This is a genomic window from Pusillimonas sp. MFBS29, from assembly GCF_020687695.1.
In the GTDB taxonomy this organism is placed as follows: Bacteria; Pseudomonadota; Gammaproteobacteria; order Burkholderiales; family Burkholderiaceae_B; genus Pusillimonas_C.
Genome location: NZ_JAJEWL010000011.1, coordinates 74,638 through 87,019, shown reverse-complemented (window position 1 = coordinate 87,019; position 12,382 = coordinate 74,638). Strand labels below are relative to the sequence as shown.

8 protein-coding genes and 1 tRNA gene are annotated in these 12,382 nt (G+C 60.2%); 3 read left to right on the top strand and 6 right to left on the bottom strand.

Features of this window, described 5'->3' with window-relative positions; genetic code table 11:
- Positions 1-181, top strand: a 181-nt coding sequence (locus LKR43_RS14885) for a transposase (protein WP_227685001.1), incomplete at its 5' end; no start/stop codon positions are given.
- A gap of 42 nt (positions 182-223) precedes the next feature.
- On the opposite strand, the gene LKR43_RS14880 is transcribed toward LKR43_RS14885, so the two are convergent.
- Both LKR43_RS14880 and LKR43_RS14875 read right to left on the bottom strand, forming a co-directional pair.
- Positions 224-300, bottom strand: a tRNA-Pro gene (locus LKR43_RS14880).
- 52 nt (positions 301-352) lie between these two features.
- Complete coding sequence (locus tag LKR43_RS14875; protein WP_227685000.1) at positions 353-1,318, bottom strand: polyprenyl synthetase family protein; 966 nt, start codon at positions 1,316-1,318, stop codon at positions 353-355.
- 137 nt (positions 1,319-1,455) lie between these two features.
- Between LKR43_RS14875 and LKR43_RS14870 the strand changes: the two genes are divergently transcribed.
- Together LKR43_RS14870 and LKR43_RS14865 are read left to right on the top strand one after the other, a co-directional pair.
- Positions 1,456-2,322, top strand: a complete 867-nt coding sequence (locus LKR43_RS14870) for an ATP-binding protein (protein ID WP_227684999.1) — start codon at positions 1,456-1,458, stop codon at positions 2,320-2,322.
- Positions 2,323-2,368: 46 nt separating this feature from the next.
- On the top strand, positions 2,369-3,337 hold the full coding sequence (locus LKR43_RS14865; protein ID WP_227684998.1) for a Nudix family hydrolase: 969 nt from the start codon (positions 2,369-2,371) through the stop codon (positions 3,335-3,337).
- Here the strand turns inward: LKR43_RS14865 and LKR43_RS14860 are convergent.
- Genes LKR43_RS14860 through LKR43_RS14845 form a run of 4 tightly spaced genes read right to left on the bottom strand, consistent with a single transcriptional unit; the run spans position 3,334 to position 12,327 of the window.
- Positions 3,334-4,890, bottom strand: a complete 1,557-nt coding sequence (locus tag LKR43_RS14860; protein ID WP_227684997.1) for an efflux transporter outer membrane subunit — start codon at positions 4,888-4,890, stop codon at positions 3,334-3,336. The two genes, LKR43_RS14865 and LKR43_RS14860, sit on opposite strands and share 4 nt — an antisense overlap.
- A 37-nt stretch (positions 4,891-4,927) precedes the next feature.
- Positions 4,928-8,047: an efflux RND transporter permease subunit gene (locus LKR43_RS14855; RefSeq protein ID WP_227684996.1), complete on the bottom strand. Its 3,120-nt coding sequence runs from the start codon at positions 8,045-8,047 to the stop codon at positions 4,928-4,930.
- On the bottom strand, positions 8,044-11,151 hold the full coding sequence (locus LKR43_RS14850) for a multidrug efflux RND transporter permease subunit (RefSeq protein WP_227684995.1): 3,108 nt from the start codon (positions 11,149-11,151) through the stop codon (positions 8,044-8,046). Before LKR43_RS14850 ends, LKR43_RS14855 begins: the two co-directional genes overlap by 4 nt.
- A gap of 3 nt (positions 11,152-11,154) precedes the next feature.
- On the bottom strand, positions 11,155-12,327 hold the full coding sequence (locus tag LKR43_RS14845; protein ID WP_227684994.1) for an MdtA/MuxA family multidrug efflux RND transporter periplasmic adaptor subunit: 1,173 nt from the start codon (positions 12,325-12,327) through the stop codon (positions 11,155-11,157).
- Positions 12,328-12,382 lie beyond the last annotated feature (55 nt).

Here is a 12,382-nt window from a genome sequence, read left to right as displayed (position 1 = left end):
ATCATGGCTCGAACCCATCGTACGCATGTGGCGGTTCACCAAGTCTAACGGGATCACCGAAGGGTTCCACACGAAGATGGAGATGCTCTCGCGCCGAGCGTATGGCTTTAGGAATTTTGAGAATTACCGATTAAGAGTCTTGGCTCAATGCGGTTGGAATGGTGTAATTAACCGAGTGTGATGAATGCCCTGATCCCCCGATAACGGAGTAGAGCCAGAAAATTGGTCGGGGCGACATGATTCGAACATGCGACTCCTACGTCCCGAACGTAGTACTCTACCAGGCTGAGCTACGCCCCGATCTTGTGGCGTTTGTTCCCGATTGGCGTTGCACCCATCGGAAACTCGGGATTCAATAATCGCGATCTACCGCGAAAGAACAAAATTCTAGCAAAGATTTCTGATGAACGGAAACGGGCATGCAGGCCAAGGCATCGCGGGCCAGAGCCGCCTCGGCAACAGCCGCCTGACGCGTATATTCAAGTGCCTGGGTATCCTGGATGGCTTGCGCCACGGCAGCAAAATCGGCCTCGCCGGTGCGGATCGCGTCTTGTATCAGCTGCTTCTGTTCGGGGGTACCGACTTCCATGACGCGAATCAGCGGCATGGTGGGCTTGCCTTCGCGCAGGTCGTCGCCCACGTTTTTGCCCAGCGTCTCGGCCCCGCCACTGTAGTCCAGCACGTCGTCGATCAACTGGAATGCGGTACCAATGTGACGGCCGTAGGCCGCCGCGGCCGCCTCTTGTTCGGGGGTTGCACCGCCCACGATGGCGCCCACCTGGGCAGCCGCTTCGAACAGCTTGGCCGTTTTGTAGCGTACGACTTGCAGGTAGCGATCGAGCGAAACATCGGGGTCGTGCACGTTCAGCAACTGCAGCACTTCGCCTTCGGCAATGACGGTTGTTGCGGCCGACAACACTGCCATGGCGGGCATGGAGCCCGACTGCACCATCATCTCGAATGAGCGGGAATAGAGATAGTCGCCGACCAGCACGCTGGCGGCATTGCCGTAGACCGCGTTGGCGGTGCTGCGACCGCGCCGCAGATCGGACTCATCGACGACGTCGTCATGCAGCAAGGTTGCTGTGTGTATGAATTCGACCACCCCGGCCAGCAGATGGTGATTGCTTCCTTCGTAGCCCAGGGCCTTGGCCATCATGAGTACCATGGCCGGCCGCATGCGTTTTCCGCCGGCGCCCACGATGTAGTCGCCGATAGTGCGTATAAGGACGACTTCGGAATCCAGGCGGGCGCGTATAACCGCATCGACCGCTTTCATGTCGTCTGCTATTGGTGCAATTAACTCGGATAGATTCAAAACGTGGTCCGGGCTGGAAGTTGGAGAAAGGTAATAAATCGAATCAACCGAGCATTATACGTGACGCCAGCACGGGATACCGGTGATAAATTGGCGATAATGCATGTTTTGCCTGTAATTGATTCCTGGAGAATGTTGTGACGGTCCAAGACCTGAGTACGCTGATTGCCCGAGCCGAGCGTGTTTTGTCTCAACTTGAGGCCTGGCTTCCGCCGGCGCCGCCTGATATTGACTGGACGGCGCATGCCTTTCGCTGGCGCAAGCGCGGCTCGCGGGGCTGGCTCGATGCCGTGCAGAACGTGTCCAGCATTCATCTGGAAGATCTGCAGCACATCGAGCGCCAGAAAGACATCATCGATCGCAATACCCGTCATTTTCTGCACGAGAAGCCAGCCAATAATGTCCTCATGACAGGCGCGCGCGGCACAGGCAAGAGCTCGCTGGTCAAGGCAATGCTGGCCGCCTATGGCGATCAGGGCCTGCGCCTGATCGAGGTCGACAAGTCCGACATGGGCGATCTGGGCGATATTGTGGACCTGGTCAGCAGCCGACCCGAACGCTTTATCATTTTTTGCGATGACTTGTCGTTCGAAGAAGGCGAGGCCGGCTACAAGGCATTGAAATCCATACTCGATGGTTCCATCAGCGCTTCGGGCGAGAATGTGCTGATCTACGCCACGTCGAATCGGCGTCATCTGATGCCCGAGTACATGAGCGAGAACCTGGGCGCCAAACATCAGTCCGACGGCGAAATCCATCCGGGCGAAACCGTCGAGGAAAAAATCTCTTTGTCCGAGCGCTTCGGCCTGTGGCTGTCTTTCTATCCGTTCAAGCAAGACGATTATCTGGATATCGTGAATTACTGGCTTGCCGAATTGGGCTGTTCCGAAGCCGATATTGCCGCTTCGCGCACCGAAGCCCTGCAATGGACGCTGGAACGCGGATCGCGTTCGGGACGTGTCGCGCGGCAGTTTGCGCGCGACTGGGCCGCCCGCCATATTTGACCCCCCCTCCCCGGGCGGCCCATCAGCCGCCATCCAGGAACTCATCATGAGCAAGCCTTTTATTGAAGTGGCCGCCGGCCTGATCACCCAGCCCGATGGCTCGCTGTTGCTGGCCCAGCGCCCTGCCGACAAGCCCTGGCCGGGCTGGTGGGAGCTGCCTGGCGGCAAGATAGAACCCGGCGAAACCACACTGCAGGCGCTGGCGCGCGAACTGAAGGAAGAGCTTGATATCGTCGTGACCGAAGCCACACCATGGGTGACCTATACCCATGAGTATCCCAAGAATATTGTCCGGCTGGCCTTTTGCCGGGTCACTGCCTGGGACGGCGAACCGACCGGTGTGGAGGGGCAGGAACTGGCCTGGGTGAATCTGCATGCACCGCTGAACGTAGGTCCGCTGCTCCCGGCCACGGAGCCCCCGCTGCGCTGGATACGACTGCCCGATCGCTATCTGCTGACGTCGATTGGAAACAGTCAGGGACTGGACGGCTTTCTGGCTACACTGAAACAGGCCCTGGAGCACGGTCTGAAGCTGGTGCAATTTCGCGAGCCGGGCTGGGCCGACGGCGAAGCGGCGCTTCATGCCGCCTTTGGGCAGGTGGTTCGGCTATGCCACGAATATGGCGCGCGTTGCCTGGTCAATAGCTGCCACCCTGAACACTGGTGGCCGCAAGCGGACGGCGTGCACTTGCGTGCCGCCGACGCTGTGGCCCTGGCCGACGGGGGCACCACCATCAAGGATCAGATCGAAGGGCTACTTGCCGTGTCGGCCCATAGCGCCACCGAACTGGACGCGGCACGCACACTGAGTGCGGACTTTGCCGTACTGGGCCATGTGCTGGATACGCCTTCGCACCCCGGTGAACCGGGCATGGGTTGGGCACAATTTGCCGCATTGATCAGTGATGCCGGCCTGCCGGTGTTTGCCATCGGCGGGCAGTCGGCCGACACGCTGGAAGTCGCCCGCGAACACGGTGCGCATGGCCTGGCAGGCATACGCAGGCTGCTGGCTTAGTTCAGCGACACGCCCGCTGCGGCCGGCTGTTCATCCTGGCTGTTTGCGGAAGGTTGGTCAAGCTCGGTCGCATTCCAACCACCGCCCAGCGCGGCAATCAGCTGTACGCTGGCCAGCAGGCGGTCGGACACCAGCGACAAGGCCGAGCGCTCGGTGCTCAGGGCCGTGGTCTCTACTTGCACCACACTCAGATAGTCGATCAGGCCCGCTTCATACTGGTTGCGGGTCAGGCGCAACGAAGCACGGGCTGAGTCCAGCGCCCGGCCCTGTGTGATCTGCTCCTGCCCCAGCACATGCAGCTGCACCAGATAATCTTCAACTTCGCGCAAAGCAGTCAGCACCGTCTGGCGATAGGCCGCCACCTGGGCATCGTAGGCCGCACGGGCATCCTTCAACTGCGCCTCGCGGGCACCGCCATCGAATATCGTCAGTGCCAATGCAGGACCCAGCGACCAGAAGCTGGCCGGCGCAGACAGCCACTGAGCCCACTGGCTGGCACGATAGCCGCCTTGCGCGCTAAGGGTCAGGTTGGGAAACCATGCGGCCTGGGCCACGCCTATGCGCGCGTTGGCTTCGGCCGTGCGCCGTTCCGCCGCCGCCACATCGGGCCGGCGCTGCAATAGCTGCGACGGCAGACCCACCGGGATCACCGGTACCTGTGCCTGCCAGTCGACCTTGGCCAGGGAAAAACTGGTCGGCGTCTGGCCCCGCAAGACGGCAATGGCATGCTCCAGTTGTGCGCGCTGCCAGTCCAGCGCCAGCAACTGGGTACGACCATTTTCCAGCTGCGTGCGGGAACTCTCTACGTCTACCTGTGCCGCAACGCCTGCGTTATAGCGGTTTTGCGTCATGGTGAGCGAACGTTCATATGCCGCCACGGTTTGCTGCAGCAAACGCATCTCGGCATCCATCACGCGCAGCCGGAAATAGGTCTGCGCCAAGGTGGACTGCATGCTTAGCCGCGTTGTGGCGACATCGGCCTGACTGGCCTGCAGGCTGGCTCCGCTGGCTTCGACGGAGCGACGAACCCGCCCCCACAAGTCTGGTTCCCAACTGACATCGCCGCTCAGGGAAAACTGATTGGAAGGGTTGTCACCGCCCACATTACCGCTTGCACTGCTGCCGCGCCCGCTGCCCGATCGGGTGCCGGCGGCCGAGGCCCCTATCGTCGGAAAAAAACCCGATCGCGCAGATTGCACCAGAGCCTGTGCCTGGCGGTAGCGCGCCTCGGCCTGGATAATATCCAGATTGTCTTCCTGCAAAGTCAGCATCAATTCCGACAGCGCCGTATCGTTGAACAACTGCCACCAGTCACCACGCAGGGCCGCATCGCCCGGTTGCGCCGGAACCCAGCCTTTGACCTGAGCCGTTGAGGCTCCCACCAGCTTTTCGCCCGCCTTGCCTGACTCGAGCTCTTTATAGCTTGTGCCAACATCCATGGCGGGCCGGCTGTAATCAGGGCCGACAGCGCATGCACCCAACATCAGCACACCGGCCAGTGCCAGCCCCCGCGTTACGGCCCTGACGGCAGGCAAAGTTGAGACAGCGTTCATGTTTTTGCTCTTTGCAATATTCACCGCTACAGCCATATCATGTTTCCACAGATTCCAGGCCTGAGGAGCCGCGCCGCGCCTGGCGCCGACGCTTGATCCACAAGCCAAAACGATCCAGATACAGATACACCACAGGAGTCGTATACAAGGTCAGTATCTGGCTGAGTATCAGCCCGCCCACAATGGTCAGGCCCAGGGGTCTGCGCATTTCCACACCCGCCCCCGATGCCAGCACCAGCGGCAACGCGCCAAACAAGGCGGAAACCGTGGTCATCAGTATGGGGCGAAAGCGCAGCAGGCAAGCCTGGTGAATGGCCTCTCGCGGTGACAGGCCATCACGACGCTCGGCCAGCAACGCGGCATCTACCATCATGATGGCATTTTTCTTGACTATGCCTATCAGCAGGAAAACACCAATCAGGGCAATCAGCGAAAACTCTTCGCCCAGCATCATCAGTGCCAGCAGCGCACCGATCCCGGCTGATGGCAAGGTCGACAAAATAGTAATGGGATGAATATAGCTTTCATACAACATCCCCAGCACGATATACATGGTCAGCAAGGCAGCCAGGATCAGCCAGGGTTGCTGCGCCATGCTGTCCTGCAAGGCACGCGCCGTGCCATCAAAGCCTGCCTGTATTTCCTGCGTGGGCAGGCTGATGCGCGCCACTGCGTTTTCTATGGACTGAGTGGCCTGCTCCAGGGTAACGCCTGGCGCCAGGCTGAAGGAAATGGATTCCGCTGCCATCAGGCCCTGGTGCCTGACGCTGAGCGGCGCGCTGCCAACCTCGAAGCGTGTGAAGGCCGACAAAGGCACCCGATTGCCATCGTCCGTGATCACCTGCACCAGCTTGAGTGATTCCGCATCTTGCGCATACTGGTCGGCAACACCCATGACCACATGGTATTGATTCAGACGCCCGTAAATGACCGACACCTGGCGCTGGCTGAATGAACTGTTCAGGGTAGACGCAATCAGCGACATGTCCACGCCCAGCCGGGTTGCGGCATCGCGGTCTATGACCAGCTCTACCCGCCTTCCCTTGTCTTCAACGTCCGTATCGACGTCCACCAGCTCTGGCAATTCCGCCATGGCCTTTTGTACGCGTGGCAGCCAGGCTTTCAAGGTCTGCAGCTCGCTGGCCAGCAAACTGTAGTCGTAAGATCCGCTACCTCCCTGCCGGCCGCCCACGAAAATATCCTGTTGCGGCACCAGTGTCATGCGTGCGCCAGGCACACCCTGAAACTTGCTGCGCAAGCGGTTCACGACCTCGATGGCACTGGCCTGACGCTGCTCCATGGGCTTGAGCTGTATCATCAGGAAGGTTGAATTGCTGCCGCCACGCCCACCCGCATGGCCGGTGACACTCTCGATGGCGGGATCCTGCAGAAGGATATCTCTGAAGTGATCCAGCTTGGGCTTCATGGCATGGAAAGATGTACCCTGATCAACCCGAAAAAAGCCCAGCAACTGGCCGGTATCCTGCTGCGGAAAAAACCCCTTGGGCACGGCCGCGTACAAATAAAAATTCAGCCCTATCGTAGCCAGCAGCAGCACCATCATCAGGCGTCCGTGACGCAAGGCCCAATCCAGCGAACGCCTGTAACCACGCCAGAAAAAATCACCCATGGCCTGCAGGCCACGTTTAAGTGCACCGCGACGGTCCGGGCCTGGATCGCCCTGGCGCAGCAGGCGGGCACACATCATGGGCGTCAGGGTAAGGGAAATCAACAACGACACCAGAATGGCCACTGACAGTGTGACCGCAAACTCCCTGAACAGGCGGCCCACCAGCCCTCCCATCAGCAGCATGGGAATAAACACTGCCACCAGCGACAGGCTCATGGCCAGAACAGTAAAGCCGACCTCTCTGGCACCCCGTATTGCGGCCCTGAGCGGCGTCGCCCCGCGCTCGATGTGACGCATGATGTTTTCCAGCACCACGATGGCGTCGTCCACCACAAAGCCGGTAGCCACAATCAGGGCCATCAGCGAAATCGTATTCAACGTATAGCCAAACCAGAGCATCAGGCTGAAAGTGGTGATCAGCGACGCCGGCACGGCAATGGCGGGGATCAGGGCGGCACGCAGATTGCCCAGGAACAGCAGCACCACCAGCGTGACCAGTATCACCGCAATCAGCAAGGTAATTTCAGCTTCGTGCAAGGAGGCCCGTATGCTGGGCGTGCGATCCTGCGCCACCGTCAGCGACACGTGCGCAGGCAGCATGGATTCGAACGCCGGCATGTGGGCACGTATGCTGTCGACAGTTTCTATGATGTTGGCATCGGCCTGCCGACGCACGATCAGCAATATGGCTTGTCTGTCGTTGAAAAAGCCCGTGTTGAACACGTTCTCGACCGAGTCCTCGACCAGCGCGACATCCTGCAGGCGTACCGGTGAGCCGTCACGCCAGGCAACGATCAGGGGCTTGTATTGCTCGGCACGGGTCAGCTGACCACCTGTACTGAGCTGCCAATGATAGCTGTCATTTTCCACGATACCGTTCGGGCGCATGGTATTGGCGCCCGACAACGCCGCCCTGACTTCATCCAGCGCCACGCCGGCGCTATTGAGCGCCAGCGGGTTCAGGCTGACCCGGATGGCCGGCAGCGAACTGCCGCCCACCGTAACCTCGCCCACGCCTTCAACCTGCGCGAGTTTCTGCGCGAGCACCGTGGATGCCAGGTCATACAGCTGCCCCTGGGTAGCTGTGGCCGAAGTCAGCGCCAGCACCATGATGGGCGCAGAAGACGGATTCACCTTGTGGTAGGTGGGATTGCTGCGCAGGCTGGAAGGCAGCATGCTGCGGGCTGCATTGATGGCCGCCTGCACATCGCGCGCCGCGCTGTTGATGTCCCTTTCCATGTCGAACATCAATGAAATACGGGTCGATCCTTCCGAACTGCGCGAGCTCATCTCGCTCAGCCCCGCAATCGAGCCCAGTGACTGCTCGAGCGGTGTGGCCACGCTGGACGCCATGGTTTCAGGGCTGGCGCCGGCCATGCTGGCCGACACCGAGATCATGGGAAAATCAACTTGCGGCAGAGGCGCGACAGGCAGGAAGATAAAAGCCAGGCCGCCAGACAACACCATGGCCAGGCAAAGCAGCGTCGTCGCCACCGGCCGCATGATGAAGGTGGCGACAAACCTCATGTGGCCGCTCCTTCATCTGCAGGACGCATGCCTTGCCGCCCGCGCTTGCCACGCGACATTCTGTCGAACATCAGATAGATGACGGGCGTGGTGAACAGGGTCAGAACCTGGCTGCACAACAGACCGCCCACCATGACCAGGCCCAGCGGCTGACGCAGCTCTGCACCCGAGCCGGTGGCCAGCATCAGCGGAACGGCACTGAACAGGGCCGCCAGTGTCGTCATCAGTATGGGCCTGAATCGCAGCAAGGCCGCCTCGTGGATGGCGGCGGCGGGCGCCAGGCCGCGATTGCGCTCGGCATCCAGCGCGAAATCTATCATCATGATGGCGTTCTTCTTGACGATGCCTATCAGCAGGATGATGCCTATCACTCCTATCATATCCAGGTCGGAACCTGTCAGCAGCAACGCCAGCAAGGCACCTATCGCAGCAGAAGGCAGGGTCGACAAGATGGTGATGGGATGAATAAAGCTTTCATACAGAACACCCAGCACGATGTACATGACCGCCACCGCTGCCAGCATCAGCCATAGCGTGCTGTCCAGCGACGCCTGGAATGCACGCGCTGCGCCCTGAAAGCGCAAATCCAGCGAAGCGGGCATGTCTAGCGCCGTTTGCGCCTCACGCACAGCCAGGACTGCGTCGGACAATGCCACGCCAGGCGCCAGGTTAAAGGATATCGTCGTCGCCGGAAATTGCCCCAGGCGTTCAACCGACAGCAAGGAGCTGCTCTGTTCTATGCGCGCAATGCTGCTGATGGGCACCGGTGTACCGGACGAAGTCGGCACATAGATTTGCGTCAGCGCCTGCGGATCCTGTCGGAACTGCGGCGCCACCTCGAGCACCACACGATATTGGCTGGACTGCGTGAAGATGGTGGAGATCAGGCGCTGGCCGAAGGCGTCGTACAAGGCGTCATCTATCACGGCATTGCTCACGCCCAGTCTTGCCGCCGCATCGCGATCGATCACAACCGTGGCCTGCAGGCCGCTGCTCTGCAGATCGTCGACCACATCCCGCAACCCGGGCAGTTCGCGCAGTGCGTCAACCAGTCTGGGCGTCCACGCCAGCAACACGCCATGATCTGGATCGGACAGTGTCATCTGGTACTGCGTGCGGCTGATGCGGTCATCTACTGTCAGGTCTTGTACAGGTTGCATGAAGACCTGTATGTCGGGCAAGTCTTTCAGGTCGCCATTCAGGCGCGCAATCACCTCGCGGGCGCTGCTGTCGCGCTCGCCGATGGGATTGAGCGCGATCTGCATGCGACCCGTATTGAGCGTTGCATTGGTGCCGTCTATACCAATGAAAGAGGTCACCGCCGACACGTCAGGGTCTTGCAGGATACGCTCGACTGCGGCGTGCTGACGCTGGGCCATGGCACTGAACGAGACAGTTTGCGGTCCCTGGCTGATGGCCTGTATCAGGCCAGTGTCCTGCTGCGGGAAGAAACCTTTGGGCACCATGGAGTACAACATGGCGGTCAGCAGGAAAGTACCCAATGCGACCCACAGGGTCAGTATCTGGTGACGCAATACCCACTTCAGGCCGCCGTCGTAGGCATGGGTCAGCTTGTCCATATAGCGCCCCAGCGCCTGCTGGAAACGGCTGTGCCGGACCTCGGACTCGGCCTTTAGCAGGCGCGCGCACATCATGGGCGTGAGCGTCAGGGAAATCAGCAGCGAAAGCAGTATCGCCACCGCCAGCGTAATGGCAAATTCCCGGAACAAGCGCCCGATGACATCACTCATGAACAACAGCGGAATCAATACCGCAATCAGCGACAGGGTCAGCGATATCAGCGTAAAGCCTATCTGGGCCGCCCCCTTGAGGGCGGCTTTCATCGCGCTCTGCCCTTCTTCGATGTGGCGCGCAATGTTTTCTATCATGACGATGGCATCGTCCACCACGAAACCCGTGGCGATGGTCAAGGCCATCAGGGTCAGGTTGTTGATGCTGAAACCGGACAGGTACATGATGCCGAAGGTGCCCACCAGCGACAGCGGCACAACAACACTGGGAATAAAGGTGGCGGTCCAGGTACGCAAAAAGACGAAAGTGACCAGCACCACCAGCACCACGGCCAGCAGCATTTCATACTGCACATGCGTAATGGACTCGCGTATGGTTTGCGTGCGATCGGTGGCCACGCTGATATCGACCCCCACAGGCAAGGCCTGCTTCAAAGAGGGCAGCAAAGCCTTCACCTGATCCACCACATCGATCACGTTTGCGCCGGGCTGGCGCTGTATGTTCAGCAGGATCGCAGGTGTCTGGCCCATCCACGCAGCCTGTCGTATGTTCTCGGCATCTTCCCGTGTTTGCGCCACATCTTTCAGGCGCAGTGCAGCGCCATTTTCATAGGCAATGATCAACTGCTGGTAATCGTCCACCGATTTGAGCTGGTCATTGGCATTGATTGTGGTCGAGCGCTCGGGGCCGTCCAGATTGCCCTTGGGCTGGTTGACGTTGGCGCCGACAATGGCCGAGCGCAGGCTGGACAGTGTCAGCCCGTGCGAGGCCAGCGCCCTGGGATTGGCCTGTATCCGCACCGCCGGACGCTGGCCACCGGCAATGCTGACCAGCCCCACACCCGAAATCTGCGACAGTTTTTGCGCCACCCGCACGTCGATCAGGTCGCGCACTTCGTGTAGCGGCAGGGTCGGCGACGTTACCGCCAGGCTGATCACAGCGGTATCTGCCGGATTCACCTTGTTGTAGATAGGTGGCGACGGCAGGTCGCCGGGCAGCAGGTTGGAGGCCGCATTGATGGCCGCCTGGACCTCCTGTTCGGCAACATCCAGCGGCAGGTCCAGATTGAACTGCAGTGTGATCAGCGACGAGCCGCCGGAACTGGACGATGTCATTTGCGTCAGCCCCGACATCTGCCCCAGCTGCCGCTCCAGCGGCGAGGTGACCAGGGCGGCCATGGCATCAGGGCTGGCGCCCGGATACAGCGTGGATACCTGTATGGTGGGGTAATCAACTTGCGGCAAGGCCGCCACCGGCAGCAGGCGATAAGCCAATATGCCCGAAATCAGCAACGCTACCATGGCCAGCGTAGTGGCAACGGGCCGAAGGATGAATATACGTGACAGATTCACGGCCTAATCCGTGATGATCTGGGCTTTGGAGCCCTCGCGCAGACGGTCCACACCCTCGGTGACCACCCGCTGCCCTGCGCTCAACCCCGACACCACGGCAACACGCTTGTCGTCGGTTCGGCCCACAACGATAGGCTGCACGTGCACTTTATCTTCTTCGTCGAGCATATAAACAAACGCCCCGACCGAACCGTGCTGGACCGCCACCGCAGGTATCGCCAATGCCTGGGCGGCATCAACGTGCAGACGTACGTTCACGAACTGATTCGGGAACAGGGTTTCGTCTTCATTCCGGAACCTGGCCTTGAGGCTTACTGTGCCGGTTGCCACATCGATCTGATTATCCACCGATATCAGTTCGCCCGTGGCCAGCTTGTTCAGGTCGTCCCGGTCATAGAGATCAGCCTGCAGGGTTTTGCCGGCACGCAGCTGTGCCAGCACATCGGGCAGTTGTGCCTGCGGCAAATTGAACAGCACCGAGATAGGCTGGGTCTGCGTGATGGTTACCAGACCATCGGTATTCGATGCATTCACCATATTGCCTGCATCGATCTTGCGCAGCCCCAGGCGCCCGCTTATGGGTGCCGTGATGCGCGTGTAGTCCAGCTGCAGCCTGGCATGGTCGACCGCTGCCTGGTCGCTTTTACGCGAGCCCTGCAGCTGCTGAACCAGGGCAGCCTGGGCATCGACCTGTTGTTTCGCGATCGAGTTTTGCTTGTAAAGCAATTGATAGCGTTGCAGGTCGCGCTGGGCGTTCTTCAGTTGTGCCTCGTTCTGGGCCTGCTGTCCCAGTGCCTGGTCCAGTGCAATACGATAAGTGCGCGGATCGATCTGTGCCAGCAGGTCGCCGGCCCGCACTTTCTGGCCATCGGTAAAGGCTATTTCCTGCAGTTCGCCATCTACCCGGCTGCGCACAGTGACCGTATTGAAGGCGGTCACTGTGCCTATGGCCTTGAGCGTGTGGTTGATCAGCCCCATTTCAGCCGTGGCAACCCTGACCGGTACCGGCATCGAAGACATGCCTCGGGGTCCGAACAGCGATCCGCCACCCTTAGCCGCCGGAGCGTCCGGTTTGCCGACATACCAGTAAGCACCGGCAGCCAGCGCAAGCAGCGCGACCAGCCATAGCCAGTACGACTTGCGCGATCGGGACGGTTCGGTATTGGGCGCCGACATGCATTGTTCTCCGGAAACTAATGAAACAGGCGGTATTTTCGCCTATTGCCGGACT